The following is a 15753-nucleotide window of genomic DNA, read 5'->3' as shown; positions in this document are numbered from 1 at the left end:
TCATTCAAAAAAAAAATTCTCTTAAAAGAATCTGCACTCTCCTCTGTGCTTTTTTCTTTAAGAGAATCTCTATCATTTTTCACTTTGTTATTATTTCATGTATTAAAACAGGTGCTTCTACATGATTTTTGGAAATGTTGATGTGGTTATACAGCATTTCTTTAACTTCTTCAATTTTTTCCGTATTGCTGTATATGGTGACAAGTGATTCGCCTTTTTCGACTTGATCTCCTATCTTTTTTCGAAGAATCAATCCGACCGCTAAATCAATTTCTGAATCCTTGGTTGCTCTTCCTGCACCAAGTATCATCGCAGCAGTTCCAATGCTGTCTGCAGTAATTTCAGCCACAAATCCTGCTTCTTTAGCAGGCAGTTCATAGACAAACTTGCTTTGAGGAAGTTTATCCGGTTGATCTACAACCGAATCATCTCCCCCTTGGGAACGCAAAAATAATTTAAAGGATTCAAGTGCTTTGCCATTGGCAATTACTTCTTCTAGCTTCGTTCTCGCCTCTTCAATGGACTCCGCTTTTTCTGCTAAAAAGACCATCTGACTTCCAAGGGTTAAACATAATTCAGTCAAATCTTTTGGCCCATTGCCTTTTAATGTATCGATTGCCTCTTTTACTTCTAATGCATTGCCGATTGCAAATCCCAGCGGCTGGCTCATATCTGAAATAACTGCCATTGTTTTCCTTCCGACATTATTGCCTATACGAACCATTTCTTCTGCCAGCTCTCTTGAACCCTCCAGTGTTTTCATAAATGCGCCAGCGCCTGTTTTAACATCTAGACAAATGCAGTCAGCTCCTGCTGCAATTTTTTTGCTCATAATACTGCTTGCAATTAATGGCATACTATTAACCGATGCTGTTACATCTCTTAAAGCATATAATTTTTTATCTGCAGGAGTTAAATTTCCACTTTGGCCAATAACCGCGATTTTATTTTTATTGACAAGCTGAATAAATTCTTTATTATCTAATTCGACATAAAATCCTTTAACCGATTCTAATTTATCAATGGTTCCTCCTGTATGCCCCAGTCCTCTGCCAGACATCTTGGCAACTGGAACACCTAACGCAGCTACTAATGGACCTAATACTAAAGTTGTCGTGTCGCCGACTCCACCAGTTGAATGTTTATCTACTTTAATTCCTTCTATTTCCGATAAATCAATGACATCACCGGAATTCACCATAGCCATGGTTAAATCTGCACATTCCTTTTCTGTCATACCTTGAAAAAAAACAGCCATTGTAAAAGCACTTACTTGATAATCAGGAATGGAACCATCCGTATATCCATTAATAATAAAAGAAATTTCTTCTTCTGTCAGTTCTAATCCATCTCTTTTTTTGGCAATCAAGTCAACCATTCGCATTTTCATCTAGCCCCTTTTCAACTACTAGAAGTTTTCCTACTATTGGATAAAAAGCGGAGGAATTTCAAGAAAGTTTGCCTATCCGCTTTGATACGAAGAGCTTTACTTCTTTAAATTCCCCCGCTTATTTCCTTCTTTTGTGATATCACAACTAGCCAATTTGTTTTATAAGTTCTTTTACATAAAGCAAGAAATCATTTTTCACTTTTTCCGTTGTTTCGATTACTTCTTCATGATTAAGCGGCTGATCCAATATGCCAGCTGCCATATTGGAAATACAAGAGATTCCTAAAACCTTTATTCCTGCATGTCTTGCCACAATTACTTCTGGAACGGTGGACATACCAACTGCGTCGCCGCCAAGTGTTCTTAGCATTCTAACTTCTGCAGGTGTTTCATAAGATGGCCCTGTATTGCCAACATACACACCTTCTTGAATTGCCAAACCAATTTGATTTGCTACTTCTTTTGCTGTTTTACGCAGTTCTTTGGAATATGCTTCAGACAAATCAGGGAAACGAACGCCTAAATTAGCATCATTCGGACCAATCAACGGATTGGTGCCCATATTATTAATATGATCTGAAATAAGCATCAAGTTTCCTGGTAAATACGATTCGTTTACTCCACCAGCAGCATTTGTAACAATTAATGTCTCTACCCCAAGTTCTTTCATTACACGTACTGGGAAAGTTACTTTATCAAAAGAGTATCCTTCATAAAAGTGAAAGCGGCCTTGCATTGCAACAACATCAATTCCAAAGATGCTTCCAAATACTAATTGACCAGCATGTCCTTCAACCGTAGAAACAGGAAATTCAGGTATTTCACTGTATGGTATTTTTACAGCATTTTCAATTTCATCCGCTAGAATTCCTAATCCTGATCCTAAAATAAGTCCAATCTTAGGCGATTGACTGTTTTTTTTCTTTAAAAATTCTGCAGCTTGTTTAATGGTTGTATAGTTCATTATTTATTTCTCTCCTTATTTTAACTCATTTAAAAAACTTTTTCCGTATTTAGGCAATGCCACTTGAAAATTATCGGCAACAGTTGCACCAATATCAGCAAAGGATTGTCTTAACGGCAGCTGTTTTCCAGCGCTCCTCTTTTTGTTATACACTAATAATGGTACATATTCTCTTGTATGATCCGTTCCGTGATGTATTGGGTCGTTCCCATGATCAGCAGTAATAATCAATAAATCATCCTCTTTTAATAAATCAAATACTTCTGGCAATCGCGCGTCAAATTCCTCCAATGCTTTTCCATATCCGATTGGATCTCTTCGATGACCAAAAAGAGCATCAAAATCTACTAAATTTAAAAAGCTCAATCCTGTAAAATCCATAAGTAATGTTTCTACTAATTTATCCATGCCATCCATATTGCTGATCGTTCTTAACGATTGTGATACACCTTCCCCATCGTAAATATCCGAAATTTTTCCGATGGCAATACTGTCAAAGCCTTGGTCCTTTAATTCATTCATGACGGTTCGATCAAACGGTTTTAACGCATAATCGTGGCGATTGGCCGTTCTTTTGAAATTGCCTGGTTCTCCAATAAAAGGACGTGCAATGATTCTTCCTACCATATATTTTTCGTCCAACGTCAATTCTCTCGCCAATTCACAAATTTTATATAATTCATCTAATGGGACGATTTCTTCATGTGCCGCAATTTGCAAAACAGAATCTGCAGATGTATAAACAATAAGAGCCCCTGTTTTCATATGCTCTTCCCCTAATTCATCTAGTATTTCTGTTCCGCTTGCCGGTTTATTTCCAATAATTTTTCTGCCTGTTTTTTCTTCTATTGTATCTAGAAGTTCAGCTGGAAAGCCTTCTGGAAAAACTTTGAAAGGAGTGTCAATATGTAAACCCATGATTTCCCAATGACCTGTCATCGTATCTTTTCCATTGGAAGCTTCCTGCATTTTTGTATAATATGCTTGGGGATGCTCCACTTTTTCAATTCCTTTTATCTCTTCAATATTGCTTAAGCCTAATTTGCCGATATTCGGCATTTTGAGTCCATCCATTTTTTCTGCAATATGTCCTAATGTATGAGAGCCGATATCCCCAAATTTTTCAGCATCTGGCGCTTCGCCAATTCCAACCGAGTCCATAACAATCAGAAATACTCTTTTATATGTATATGAAGACATGCTACCTTCCTCCTTAAAGAATAAAAAGTCACCCTATTTTGCCCTTGTATATGTATCTTTAATCTAAGAAAATTATATCATAATCGTCAGAAGTCTGACATCTTTTATTCATACTTTTTCCTTTTGCAGAAAGAAAAAAACCTGTCGTTGTGACAGGTACAGAACATTAATTTGCATAAAAAGTGTTCAGGCTGTTCCACTAACTTTGCCTGGTTCTCTTTCGCTGCAAAAAGGAAGTATTGCATTTTTATGCTCTAGGATGAAACTTCGAATACACATCTTTTAATCTTGCTTTGGTTAAGTGTGTATATATTTGTGTAGTGGAAATATCAGCATGACCCAACATTTCCTGTACTGCCCGCAAATCAGCCCCATTCTCTAACAAATGTGTGGCAAAGGAGTGCCTTAATGTATGAGGAGTGATTTCTTTGTTTATTTGCGCCTCTTTTCCCAGACGTTTTAAAATCTTCCAAAAACCTTGACGGGTCAGCCTTTTTCCATGATGATTGAGAAACAGGGCATCTGACTTTTCTTTTTTATGAACAAAATAAGTGCGTCCATCCTCTATATACTGCTGGAGCGCATTTGTTGCAGCACCCCCAATAGGAATGATTCGCTCTTTATTTCCTTTACCGATACACCGGACAAATCCCATTGTTAAATGAACATCGTCTTCATTTAAACTAATAAGTTCGCTAACTCGAATGCCTGTTGCATATAACAGCTCCAGCATCGCTTTGTCCCGTTTTCCATAGTGGTCCTTTTTTTGCGGAGAATCCAGCAGCCTTTCAACATCATTCATGGAAAGAACTTTAGGCAGTGTTCTTTCCGCATGCGGTGTTTCAATATGTACGGTAGGATCCTCTTCTACTACTCGGTCTCTTAATAAAAACTGATGAAATGCGCGAATGGATGCAATATGTCTAGCAATTGTTTTCGATGATTTCCCCTGATCCTTTAAAAAAGCTAGAAATCGGATAATATGAGGGCGATTTATTTGCTTTAGTGAACAGTTTTCTATGTTTTTCATATATTTATTGTAAGCTTTTAAGTCCCGTTCATATGAAACCAGCGTATTTTTTGCTAATCCTTTTTCCACCAACAAAAAATGCATAAAATCTTGTAATTGGTCTTCCATTAGCATTACTCCCCATTTAAATAAAACAATAATATTCGATCCTTCCAGGAAGAATCTTCTTTTGATACGGCACTATTTACTTTTACTGCAGCACCAGAAGGTTCATCATAACGATGTAAATCTTGATATTCTTCATTAAACCATATAAGTGCATAATAAAAAAGAATGGTGCATCCAGTAAATAAAAGAAACACTTTAATCGTGCGAAAAACCATTTTAGTCCATTGTACCATGTTCATATCCTCCAAACTTGCATCTTAATAAAAGCTATGCCAGTTTGGACAGGTTTTATACCTTAATTACACAATCAAATGCAAAAAACCTTCCCAAAAGAGAAGGTTTATTCTTCTTCAACTGCACCTTCATCTTTTTCCGTGCAGCGATGACATATTCCATGAAAGGTTAAACGATGATCTTTTATTTTAAAATTCCAATCACGTTCAACTACTTTTTCGACATCCCCTAATAAATCTTCTTGAATTTCATCAACAGCTCCACATTCAATACATACTAAATGATGATGAAAATGCGCTGCTCCTTCTTGTCGTAAATCATATCTTGAGACACCGTCTCCGAAATTTATTTTATCAACAATTTTAAGTTCAGTTAACAATTCTAATGTTCGATAAACGGTTGCTAATCCAATTTCTGGAGATTTATCTTTTACAAGGAGGTATACATCTTCAGCACTTAAGTGGTCTTCTTCGTTTTCTAATAATACTCTTACTGTTGCTTCTCTTTGGGGAGTTAATTTATAGCTCGAAGAGTGCAACAGCTTTTTTATTCTATCTATTCTACTTTCCATTCCGAAAGTCCCTCCCTAGCCACTGTTCACCTCATTATAACAGAAGAAGAAAAAGATTCCTAATAAAAATTATTATAATTAAGAACCTATAATTATTATAAAATAACACTAATTATATTCAATATATCAGAACCTTATTGTTATTTTATTCATGGTGTTCCAACTTAAATTCCAAAAGGCATAATAAAAGATTGAACCATTTTTATAACAGACTTCATCAACATCGGTGAAATAAAAGCTTCAATTCCAGCAGCAGTTGCTAAAAAAAGAAAGGACATCAATAAAAGAAACAAATAACGGCCAAATAATGGCAGCATTGGCTCCCCCATTTTTTTAATAAACTGCTGTCTTATCATTTTAAATGAAAATGCTACAGAAAGGGTAGCTGAAATAATGAAAATAGGAATAACAATAATATTTTGTGGCAAAATTGACACAAATGAAAGCAAAAATCCGTTCCATCCCATCTGATTTACTAAAAATCCAACAGTAAAACCAACAACCATTCCTTTAATAAATAAAAGAATTAATATAACGGGCAATCCGATAATGGAAATTCCTAATAGCCACATTAAACCAATGAACTTGCTATTATGTGAAAAGCTCTGTAAAAACAGATCCTTGCCATCCGCCATTTTTCCATCTGACACTTGTCCAAAAAATTGGGATAAATAATAAAATAAATCTTCTTTCTGCGTTAAGGTTAAACTGTTGACAACCACCGCTCCGAATATTACCCCCATTAAAAATAATACGACAATAAATAAATAAATTGAGGAATGCTCCCGAAAATGATTGGCTACAATGTTCTGGTACTTTTTTTTCTTCATTGCCCTTCCTCCTACTAATCAGTTAATTCATTCTATGCAAAAATAGAAGGCATATGACATGTAAATCTAGTATTTTTATAGCAAGTGGCAGGTGATAAAGTGATCCTTCCATCAGTGGGGGTTTTGTTCATCCCCCACTGATGGTTAGTTAAACTTATCGGATCTTTATGGGCAGTTATCCCCCACCTAGCTTCCTCGATTTCTCAGCATTCCCGAGGTGGGGGTTTTACTGCCCGTTAAGAGTGGGATAAAAATGACATGAACAGCAATAATATAATACTATGCCTATCTTTTTATAGAGAATTTCACTATAGTAAAAAGGAAATATATTGAAATGGAGGGAGAACAATGAAGCCAATTTTAATGGATTTTCCAGAAAAAATCATAACCGAAAGATTATATATAAGACCCTGCCTACCTGGAGATGGAAAAGATGTATATAAAAGTATGCAACGCTCCAAAGAGGATCTGCAAAAATGGATGCCCTTTGCTAATCAAACACAAACACTTGAAAGTACAGAAGAAAATATCAGGAAAGCATACGCCAATTTTATCCTGAAAGAAGATATTCGGCTGCATATTTATTTACAAGAAAACAATAGATTTATAGGGTCAACAGGACTTCATCATATTAATTGGGAAGTTCGTTCGTTTGAAATAGGTTATTGGTGCGACACAAATTTCACTGGAAATGGATACATACAAGAAAGCACGAAAGCTTTAATAGCATTCGCCAAGGAATCATTGCATGCAAACCGGATCGAAATTAGATGTGATAGATTAAATAGAAAGAGCAGGGCCATTCCAGAGAAATTAGGCTTTTCTTTAGATGCAATCCTCCAAAATGATAGTTTAAGTGCGGATGGAAAAACATTAAGAGATACATGTATCTATTCATTAACTAACTCCAAATAATCCTTTTATTCTAATCAAAAAGGTGCTCCCACTCAATTAACTAATGGGTAGCACCAATTTTGATTCAACTTTCTTTCACTTTTCCATACTTGCCGCCGCCTCCTACGGAAAGTGTTAAATTTCCATTCCTTGCAGCTGTAATATAATCCACTATTCTTTTCGCAACAACTTCTTCTAGTTTTCCGCTTGGAACTTCATGGATAATCTGCATTTCTGTAGAAAAATAATGTAGAAGTTTTTCTAATGTTTTTTTTCCAAGTCCGGGGATAAATTCAAGCGGTATTTGATGAATATAGGGTGGTCTCATCGTTTTGGTTGTCGCATTATTTAACTCTTGTATTCTTGCCGCTACACCCTTAATCGCTTTTTGGCTTCCACATATAGAACACGTTTCTTCAATGGTCGAAAGACGGTTAAAGCATTTCGCACAAACGGTTTCATGGTATTTTCCCAACAAAGGATCCAATCCATAGTTCGCATTAATTCCTCGTCCTTCTTCTCCTTTTAATGCTTTTTCCAACTCTAAAAAAGAAGGCTCAACCATTTCGATTATTTGATACTCCCGCGCTATTTTTGCTAATGAATGTGCATCTGAATTGGTTAAAAAAGTGTAGCGGTGCAATTCTTCCAAACAATCGGCCATTTTGGAGTCGGCACTCAAACCAAGCTCTACTGCATCTATTAACTCAGGATCAAAAATTTCTGATAAAGACTGTTTAACTCCTCGACCATATAGGCTTTTAAAAGGTGTAAAAATATGAGCTGGAATAAATAAACCTCCGAGGCTTTTTACTCTTTTCTGCAAGTCTGCTCCAGTTGCATATATTCTTTGTGAACTTAATGTGATGTTCTTGAGATTAGATGCAAGCCAATCGGAAAATATCTTCATTTTCTCTAAAGTTGGCATAAACACCAATACATGAACCGGGCCGCTGCATTTTTGATCATATACTTCGAGCTCTGATCCTAATATAATCGTTAAACCACCCATATCGAGACCGCCGTTTATTTTTGGAACAATCTTCCCACTCTTCACGTTTTGTTCTATTTCATCGAGCACTTCTGGTGAATGAGCGTCAATGATTCCAATCATATCCATTCCCTTATGAGATTTTGCATAGTTGATAATATTGCTGAAGGTTAATGTTCGGGAACCGGTAATTTTTACTGGTTTTCCGCTTAAAGTACGGCCGATATGAATATGTAGATCTGCATAATACCGCTTCATTATTTTTTCAGTGCCTTGCCAAGCTGCAAGTATTGAACAGCGTATATTGTTTTTGCATCAAAAATGCGCTGATTTTTCACCATCTCCTCTGCTTCCTCTAAGGTTACCTCCATTAAGTTAACAAACTCATCTTCATCCAGTCCTGCACCTTCCTCAATTTTATATAATCCTTTGGCAAGGTAAATATGTACAAGTTCATCCGCAAATCCTGGAGAAGTGTAAAAGGATGTAAGCAGCTCTAAATTATTGCAGCCATAGCCTGTTTCTTCCTCTAGTTCTCTTTTAGCACAAACTGCAGGATCTTCCCCCTTCTCCAGCTTACCCGCAGGTATTTCCACAATTTCTTTTTCCAGTGGTTTTCTGTATTGTTCAACCATCACAATTCTTTCTTCATCTGTCATTGCAATAATTGCAACAGCCCCAGGATGCTTGACTAATTCTCTTGTCGATGTTTTTCCGTTTGGAAGCTCCACTTCATCCACTTGCACCGTAATAATTCTACCCTCAAATATTTTTTCCGTCTTTATTGTTTTTTCTTCTAATTTCATTTCTTCCACTCCTATTCTCGTTCTATTTTCTTCATCTATCCAAATATAGTTCTTTAGTGTAGACAAAGTATAACTCTGCAAACTTTCAGTCTTGAAACGCAACCATTCATCGACCACTGCTAAAGGTTATCGTGATGGTCTTTCTGTCATAAATATAGCCTTTTTTTGTCTACATACAACCTTTATTATACTTTTTTTCTTTTTGTAAAGACAGAAAGGAGCTAAATGTGAAAATTTATCTGCATGAGAGAGGAATTATATGCACAGGAAAGGCATGGCAAGTCCGGCGGCTATTAAAGCAGTATACTGCAAACTATACGTATGTAAAAGAATGGATAGAAGATGGAAAAAGTCAACAAATAAAAGTTCAATCTTTGAAAAACCATCCTTTTGAAAAAAAAACATAAGGCGATATTTTTGAAAACCTCCTTCCTTATTCGGTACAATGTAATAAATTCAACAAATGGGGTGCCTTATTTTGAAAAAAATACGATTAGGATCATCTGATTTACAAGTATCAAGACTTGGATTAGGATGTATGAGTTTAGGTACAGAAGAAAAAACAGCTTTTCCTATTTTAGAAGCTGCCCTCGAAAAAGGGATTAACTATTTTGATACGGCTGATTTGTATGATTTTGGGAAAAATGAAGAAATCATCGGAAAATTTTTTAAAAACAACCGGGAAGATGTGATAATCGCAACCAAGGTAGGAAACAAGTGGAAAGAAGGACAAGAGAATTGGTCATGGGATGCCAGCAAAGCTTATATAAAAGAAGCTGTTAAAAAAAGCCTTCAGCGCTTAAATACTGATTATATCGATTTATATCAGCTCCATGGCGGCACCTTAGAAGATAATATTAAAGAAACCATTGAAGCTTTTGAAGAATTAAAAGAAGAAGGATTTATCCGCTATTATGGAATTTCATCCATTCGTCCTAATGTAATTCGTGAATATATCCAACATTCCTCCATTGTTTCCGTTATGATGCAATACAGTATGTTGGACAGACGCCCAGAGGAAGAAATATTATCTCAATTATATGGAAACGGAATTAGTGTAGTAACAAGAGGGCCTGTAGCAAAAGGGCTGTTAAGTGAAAACTTCAGGAACAAGCTTGACTCAGGATTTTTAGATTATACGAAAGATGAATTACAAGAGTTAATAACTAAGCTGCAAGACATTTTCGCAGATAGTCGAACTTTGACGGAAGTAGCCCTGCAATTTAATTTAGCTGATCCAGCTGTTGCTTCCGTTATTGCAGGCGCAAGCTCTGCTGATCAATTAGCGAAAAATGCTAAAGCAGTCAACAGCGAGCCTCTAACCCTTAATGAAATAGAACTGATTCAAAAGCTGACCAAGGCAAATAAATATACTCAACATCGATAATACTGAAAAAGGAATGTTTTTCCCATTAACGGCAAAAACATTCCTGTATTATTTGCTACTTAAATTCTTTCCAATTTAAAGGATTCTCATTTAATAATTCTTCAAAAGATTTATTTTTTTCTTTTAATTTCCTTTCTTTCAGTCTTTTTTCTTCTTCAGCTTTTTGTCTTGCCTGTTCTTCTTCTTTTAATTCCTTTTGTTTGTCTTTTAACTGTTTTGTTAATTGTTCATTAAGCAAATCCCCTAGAGTTGCTGGTTTATCCTGCTGCTCTTTTTTTATTGGTTTGCGTTGTTTTTTCATGGTAAATTCATCCTTTTATTCAAAAATTCAGTGCTTTTACTTTCTTTACTTCTGTAAGCAGATTGTCTCTTCCAACTTTACTTCTACATTTCCTTTTATGGCCCTTGTAATCATACAGGATGCTTCTGCTTTATATGCTAAACGACGGACTAATGATTGCTCTCTTTCTGTTGCATGTTTAGTTAAAACAATTTTGGGGCGATGAATGATTTGTTTGTATGTAAAAACGCCATTTGTCACATCCACTATTCCTTCTGACTCTAATGTTAAACTAACTTTGTTTATTTTATTTCTTTCCATCATAGCTGCAAAGGTAATGATAAAACAAGTAGCTGCCGCTCCTAAAAGCATTTCATCGGGATTTGTGCCAATCCCAGGTCCGTCCATTTCTTTCGGAATCGAAATCCTTGTCTGTAAATTCCCACTTTGTATGGTTCCGACGTCATTTCTTAATCCAGGCCAGTCTGCCTGTAAAAAAAAGTGATGATCTGCCATGTTTTTCCCCCTTCTGCTCTCTGTCATTATGTTTGATTAAATGCATAAAAATACTGCTTATTACTTATATTATCAGCGTATGAACAAAGTTTCATTTGAAAGGAGAAGCAATAATGAGCCAAAAACGGGACAAAGGATTTAGTCAAGCTGGAAAACCTGAAGGTGATACAGTAAAAGCAACACTCGCAGCAGAAGAATTAGAAAAAGCCATTCATCCGACAAAAAGACAAAACGCAAAGCAGTAAACCTATTTTCACTAACTGCTGCTGCCAACAATCAGATGGAGACTTTCCCTCCGTCTGACTGCTAAGCACTCCTTTAAAGAGCACGGGAGCTAGTGTTTTTTATTCTTTTATTCTATACCAATAACGATAGCTTTCTTGGAACCCGAAGGCTTGATATAATTTTAATGCCTGTTTATTCTTCTTTACTACTTGTAAGTATGCATATTTAGCATCCGTTTTTTTACCCCAATTTAGAATGGCTTGAACGATTGCGCTGCCGTATCCTTTTCTGCGTTCCTCATTATTTGTGACAATATCGAATAGTCCAATATAATCCCCTTGTCGTACACCTAAGCCACAGGAAACGACTTTTTTGCCAGCCTTTAATAAACAAAAGCATGTGTCTGGAATAATAGTACTCAACATATGAATCAATGTCGAGTAATTCGTTTTTTCTATTTGATTGAATTTACAATAATAATGGAGCCACTCTTCCGTATATTCCGTTTCCATTTCCACTTCCATTTCCACTTCTTCGACATAAGGTGAAGAAGAAGAAAAATTATCTAATGGTACTATTTGTACACTTGTTTCATCTATCAGGACATATCCCTTTTCTTCAAGAAGCGGATCCAACTCCTGTGGATGAGCATACTCGGTCATTTTAAATATGACAGGAAGTCCTTTCTTTTTATATACTATCTCCATTTCCTGAATTTTTTTCTCGGGATTCACGTAAGAAGCATACAATGGCTGTATGGAATTGCCGCGTTTTGTATACCCGTTGTTAAAACGTATAATCCAGCCATCCATTAAAAGAGTCTCTGCACATGGTTGAGCATTCATCGCCAATTCCTCTATTGCTGCTGCAGCATGTTTCATATTTCATTCATCCCTTCTTTATCATTTTTTAATATTCTACCTCTCTGAAGATTTTCTTACAATACAAAAATACCGTTCTTTACAATTTCTCCTATCGATCCGATAAGTGAACCTTTCCATCAGCGGGGTTTTCTTCATCCCCCACTGATGGTTAGTTGAACTTATCGGACCTTTATGGGCAGTTATCCCCCAACTAGCTTCTTCGATTCCTCAGCTTCCCCGAGGATGGGGGTCTTACTGCCCGTTAAGAGTGGGATAAAAAGAACATGCAGAGATAAGCTATTACTATATTTCATGATAAAAGAGTGATAAAATATAGAAAGATTTTTACAGAAAAAGGGAAGAAATAAAGGTGGGATTAGGGTGAAAAGGTTCTTTCGTTATATCTTTTCATGTGTATTATTATTGACTTCTATCGGTCTTTATTGCACCAACCGATTAATGTATATGAAGAAGAAGGAAGATCAATTTATTTTTAATCGAGAGAAAGAAGCTGGACGTTTCAATCCAACGTCATTTGAGGCATTAAATAAACAAGATATTTCCATCCCATCTCCCTTTGGGTATTTACTAAAAACAATTATTGTCGAACCATATGAAACAAACCGGTATATTATTATTTCTCATGGTGTTACAGAAAACAAAACGAATTCCATCAAGTATATGAATCTTTTTTTAAAAAGAGGATTTAATGTAGTTATTTATGACCATCGCAGACATGGTGAATCCGGAGGGAAGACAACCAGTTTTGGGCATTATGAAAAGTATGATTTAAAAGCAGTCGTTGATTGGGTTTATGAAAATAAAGGACGAAATATCACACTAGGCATTCACGGGGAATCGATGGGAGCTGCCACCATGATTTTGTATGCTGGCATGTTAGAAGATAGGGCAGATTTTTATATCGCAGATTGTCCCTTTTCGGATTTTTCAGAGGAAGTTAGCTATTTAATTCGTTCTGAAATGAAATTACCTGCAAAAATGATCTTGCCAATTGCTGATATTTTTCTTCGTATGCGGGAACATTACTCAATTCGCGAAGTATCTCCAATAACCGTTATAGACAAAATAACAAAACCCATGCTGTTTATTCACAGTGAAAAAGATGATTTCATACTACCGGAGATGACTCAAAAGTTATTTGAAAAGAAAAAAGGATCAAAAAAACTTTTTTTTGCAGTTAATGGTGTCCATGCACAATCCTATAATGAAAACAAAGAAGCATACGAAAAAGCAATTGATGATTTTTTACAGGAGTATATGCCTGTTAAAGAAATTTGAGATTCTGTTTAAAAGGATTGTCTACTGGCTTTAATTCAGATGACAATCCCTTTTCTATCAATTAATTCCAGTATTCTTTAATATATTCGTCTCTGCCGGATTTTTGTCTATCTTCTTTATAATGCTGTTTATTTTTTTTATGATAATCTTGATGGTACGCTTCTGCTTCGTAAAATACACTTGCCGGCTCGATTGTTGTTACTATTGGTTTTTTAAATCTTCCATTATCTATAACCGTTTGCTTCGATGCTTCCGCTAGTTTCTTTTGTGTTTCATTAAGATAAAAAATAACGGTGCGATATTGTGATCCTCTATCATGAAATTGTCCATCTGCATCAGTTGGATCAATTTGCTGCCAATAAAGCTCTAATAATCTTTCATATGGAAAAAGGTCTGGATTAAACGTGATTTGTACAACCTCCGCATGGCCAGTCGTTCCAGTTTTCACTTCTTCATAAGTTGGATTTTCTTTTGCTCCTCCCATATAGCCAGATGTTATGCCTTCAATCCCTGGCAACTCATCAAATGGTGTTACCATACACCAAAAACATCCCCCTGCAAACGTAGCTTTTTCCATAACTTCCATCCTCATTTCCCTCAAAAATTCCAATCAACAGTCTAATCTCCATAAATTCCGTAAACTTTTTCACATCTTAAAAAGTAATTTATTTGATTGAGATATAATATATAATATTTTATAAAAGCATTCTATCTTTTACTCTTTTATAACAACAAACTAAAGTAGGTATCACTCATGGATAAATCCCTTATAATTAAAATGATTAAAAATACCTTGAAACAATATCATGCAGAAAGCAATATGCTGAATAATCAAGATTTCGAAAATATGTACAAAAAAATTTTGTACTCTAAAAAGGAATCACCTGAATCAGATATGTACGATCTTGTCCAAGATATTGTTTATGGCTATATAACAGATTCTCCTTACTTTTAAGGAGAATCTGTTATATACTATTCCTCCTGCTAAAGCAAAAAAATGCATCTCTATTTTTTGTCAAACATTTTCGACATTACTTTCTCAGCGGTTTTTGGGAATAAATGATACAGCTTATTACCCCAATTCATCCAATTCGGTACATTCAATTCTCTTTTTGGCTTGATCATTAAATTTGTTACCTTTTGTGCAACATCATCAGAAGAAAGCATATGTTTTTTAATATTTTTCACATAATCCCCTGACTTATCTGCAATGGTAAAAAAATTAGTAGCAATAGGACCAGGATTAACAGCAGTCACGGATATATTCGTTTTTGCCAATTCCATCCTCAAACTGTTTGTAAACCCAAGCACTGCATGTTTTGTTGCAGAATAACCACTTGATTTCGCCGTTGCCAGCTTGCCTGCAATGGATGCAATATTTATAATATGTCCGCTATTTTGTTCAAGCATGGAAGGCAGCACTTCTTTTGTACAAACCATTAATCCAAGCACATTTACTTGAAACATTTTTTCTATATCTTCATAATTTGCTTCATTTAGATAATCAAATACCCCGAAGCCAGCATTATTTAATAAAATATCAATAAAGCCTGCTTCTTCATAAATCTTTTTAAATACTGCTTTTATTTCTGCAGGATCACTAACATCCAATTGAAAATAAATGGAGTCACCATTAAACTTTTGATTGATGTCAGTACAGATTTGCTCCAGCTTATCAGCAGAACGAGCCAACAGAATGGGCCTTGCTCCTAATTCTGCTACATTGTGAGCAATTTTTTCTCCAATTCCAGAGGAAGCCCCTGTAATGACAATATTTTTATTTTTTAATGTTTGCATTGTTCACCTCATGTAAATTTCCATCTTCATCTAGCTGATAATTTCTAAGTTTCATACAATATCGAATAAAATCATTTTCACATATCTTATAATGATTAACAAACAATATTTTGTTTACGCTATAAAAACATATTATTTTTATAGATTCGGCTTTAAGTTCCATACAGCTGGTAAAAATATTTAAGCTCAACTTATAGATTTTTACTATTATTAGGAATCTAACTGGATATATTTGTCCACTTGCAACCTTTTTTTATCCCACTCTTAACAGGCAGTAAGACCCCAAAGTCATCAAGCTAAACTTCAAAAAAAAGAAAAATTAGCAACTAAATAGGAAGTAAGGATTTTCGTTCTGTTCTCCGAGGCTT

At 35.4% G+C, this 15753-nt stretch carries 20 protein-coding genes; 6 read left to right on the top strand and 14 right to left on the bottom strand.

Annotated elements, in window-relative coordinates; genetic code table 11:
- Positions 1 to 79 precede the first annotated feature (79 nt).
- The 7 genes from ACTYBU_RS18790 to spoIIM form a co-directional block, all read right to left on the bottom strand.
- Positions 80 to 1384: a pyrimidine-nucleoside phosphorylase gene (locus ACTYBU_RS18790; RefSeq protein ID WP_445492098.1), complete on the bottom strand. Its 1305-nt coding sequence runs from the start codon at positions 1382 to 1384 to the stop codon at positions 80 to 82.
- Positions 1385 to 1535: 151 nt separating this feature from the next.
- Entirely contained in the window at positions 1536 to 2354 is an 819-nt protein-coding gene (locus ACTYBU_RS18785) for a purine-nucleoside phosphorylase (protein WP_445492097.1), read from the bottom strand.
- A gap of 15 nt (positions 2355 to 2369) precedes the next feature.
- Complete coding sequence (gene deoB, locus ACTYBU_RS18780) at positions 2370 to 3554, bottom strand: phosphopentomutase (RefSeq protein ID WP_445492095.1); 1185 nt, start codon at positions 3552 to 3554, stop codon at positions 2370 to 2372.
- A 247-nt stretch (positions 3555 to 3801) separates the two neighbouring features.
- Positions 3802 to 4692, bottom strand: a complete 891-nt coding sequence (gene xerD, locus ACTYBU_RS18775; RefSeq protein ID WP_445492094.1) for a site-specific tyrosine recombinase XerD — start codon at positions 4690 to 4692, stop codon at positions 3802 to 3804.
- A gap of 5 nt (positions 4693 to 4697) precedes the next feature.
- On the bottom strand, positions 4698 to 4925 hold the full coding sequence (locus tag ACTYBU_RS18770) for a YqzK family protein (RefSeq protein WP_445492092.1): 228 nt from the start codon (positions 4923 to 4925) through the stop codon (positions 4698 to 4700).
- A gap of 107 nt (positions 4926 to 5032) precedes the next feature.
- Positions 5033 to 5497 (bottom strand): ferric iron uptake transcriptional regulator, encoded by a 465-nt coding sequence (gene fur, locus ACTYBU_RS18765; protein WP_445492090.1) that lies wholly within the window; start codon positions 5495 to 5497, stop codon positions 5033 to 5035.
- A gap of 164 nt (positions 5498 to 5661) precedes the next feature.
- The gene (gene spoIIM / locus ACTYBU_RS18760) at positions 5662 to 6327 is read right to left on the bottom strand and encodes a stage II sporulation protein M (RefSeq protein WP_445492088.1); all 666 of its coding nucleotides are present in this window, start codon (positions 6325 to 6327) and stop codon (positions 5662 to 5664) included.
- A 348-nt stretch (positions 6328 to 6675) separates the two neighbouring features.
- On the opposite strand from spoIIM, the gene ACTYBU_RS18755 reads away from it, so the two are divergent.
- Positions 6676 to 7242 (top strand): GNAT family N-acetyltransferase, encoded by a 567-nt coding sequence (locus ACTYBU_RS18755; RefSeq protein WP_445492087.1) that lies wholly within the window; start codon positions 6676 to 6678, stop codon positions 7240 to 7242.
- Between the two features lie 64 nt (positions 7243 to 7306).
- Here the strand turns inward: ACTYBU_RS18755 and ACTYBU_RS18750 are convergent, their stop codons facing one another.
- Both ACTYBU_RS18750 and ACTYBU_RS18745 read right to left on the bottom strand, forming a co-directional pair.
- Positions 7307 to 8470: an endonuclease Q family protein gene (locus tag ACTYBU_RS18750; protein WP_445492085.1), complete on the bottom strand. Its 1164-nt coding sequence runs from the start codon at positions 8468 to 8470 to the stop codon at positions 7307 to 7309.
- Positions 8470 to 9018 (bottom strand): NUDIX domain-containing protein, encoded by a 549-nt coding sequence (locus ACTYBU_RS18745; protein ID WP_445492084.1) that lies wholly within the window; start codon positions 9016 to 9018, stop codon positions 8470 to 8472. Before ACTYBU_RS18745 ends, ACTYBU_RS18750 begins: the two co-directional genes overlap by 1 nt.
- Before the next feature lie 227 nt (positions 9019 to 9245).
- On the opposite strand from ACTYBU_RS18745, the gene mciZ reads away from it, so the two are divergent.
- Positions 9246 to 9425, top strand: coding sequence for a Z-ring formation inhibitor MciZ (gene mciZ, locus ACTYBU_RS18740; RefSeq protein WP_445492082.1), 180 nt, complete (start codon positions 9246 to 9248; stop codon positions 9423 to 9425).
- Positions 9426 to 9496: 71 nt separating this feature from the next.
- Complete coding sequence (locus tag ACTYBU_RS18735) at positions 9497 to 10405, top strand: aldo/keto reductase (protein ID WP_445492080.1); 909 nt, start codon at positions 9497 to 9499, stop codon at positions 10403 to 10405.
- A 55-nt stretch (positions 10406 to 10460) separates the two neighbouring features.
- On the opposite strand, the gene ACTYBU_RS18730 is transcribed toward ACTYBU_RS18735, so the two are convergent.
- Both ACTYBU_RS18730 and ACTYBU_RS18725 read right to left on the bottom strand, forming a co-directional pair.
- Positions 10461 to 10706: a YqkE family protein gene (locus ACTYBU_RS18730; RefSeq protein WP_445492079.1), complete on the bottom strand. Its 246-nt coding sequence runs from the start codon at positions 10704 to 10706 to the stop codon at positions 10461 to 10463.
- Positions 10707 to 10751: 45 nt separating this feature from the next.
- Entirely contained in the window at positions 10752 to 11201 is a 450-nt protein-coding gene (locus ACTYBU_RS18725) for an OsmC family protein (protein ID WP_445492077.1), read from the bottom strand.
- A gap of 113 nt (positions 11202 to 11314) precedes the next feature.
- On the opposite strand from ACTYBU_RS18725, the gene ACTYBU_RS18720 reads away from it, so the two are divergent.
- The gene (locus ACTYBU_RS18720; RefSeq protein WP_445492076.1) at positions 11315 to 11446 is read left to right on the top strand and encodes a hypothetical protein; all 132 of its coding nucleotides are present in this window, start codon (positions 11315 to 11317) and stop codon (positions 11444 to 11446) included.
- A gap of 99 nt (positions 11447 to 11545) precedes the next feature.
- On the opposite strand, the gene ACTYBU_RS18715 is transcribed toward ACTYBU_RS18720, so the two are convergent.
- Positions 11546 to 12307, bottom strand: coding sequence for a GNAT family N-acetyltransferase (locus tag ACTYBU_RS18715; protein ID WP_445492074.1), 762 nt, complete (start codon positions 12305 to 12307; stop codon positions 11546 to 11548).
- A gap of 363 nt (positions 12308 to 12670) precedes the next feature.
- Between ACTYBU_RS18715 and ACTYBU_RS18710 the strand changes: the two genes are divergently transcribed.
- Positions 12671 to 13588: an alpha/beta hydrolase gene (locus ACTYBU_RS18710; RefSeq protein ID WP_445492073.1), complete on the top strand. Its 918-nt coding sequence runs from the start codon at positions 12671 to 12673 to the stop codon at positions 13586 to 13588.
- A gap of 61 nt (positions 13589 to 13649) precedes the next feature.
- On the opposite strand, the gene msrA is transcribed toward ACTYBU_RS18710, so the two are convergent.
- Positions 13650 to 14165 (bottom strand): peptide-methionine (S)-S-oxide reductase MsrA, encoded by a 516-nt coding sequence (gene msrA / locus ACTYBU_RS18705; RefSeq protein WP_445492071.1) that lies wholly within the window; start codon positions 14163 to 14165, stop codon positions 13650 to 13652.
- A 177-nt stretch (positions 14166 to 14342) separates the two neighbouring features.
- On the opposite strand from msrA, the gene ACTYBU_RS18700 reads away from it, so the two are divergent.
- Positions 14343 to 14543: a YqzH family protein gene (locus ACTYBU_RS18700; RefSeq protein ID WP_445492069.1), complete on the top strand. Its 201-nt coding sequence runs from the start codon at positions 14343 to 14345 to the stop codon at positions 14541 to 14543.
- Positions 14544 to 14593: 50 nt separating this feature from the next.
- On the opposite strand, the gene ACTYBU_RS18695 is transcribed toward ACTYBU_RS18700, so the two are convergent.
- On the bottom strand, positions 14594 to 15385 hold the full coding sequence (locus ACTYBU_RS18695; RefSeq protein WP_445492067.1) for an SDR family NAD(P)-dependent oxidoreductase: 792 nt from the start codon (positions 15383 to 15385) through the stop codon (positions 14594 to 14596).
- Positions 15386 to 15753 lie beyond the last annotated feature (368 nt).

The sequence above is a fragment of the Niallia sp. 03133 genome, from assembly GCF_052663225.1.
The sequence above is the reverse complement of the archived record's forward strand: the minus strand, read 5'-3'. Positions and strand labels throughout refer to the sequence as shown.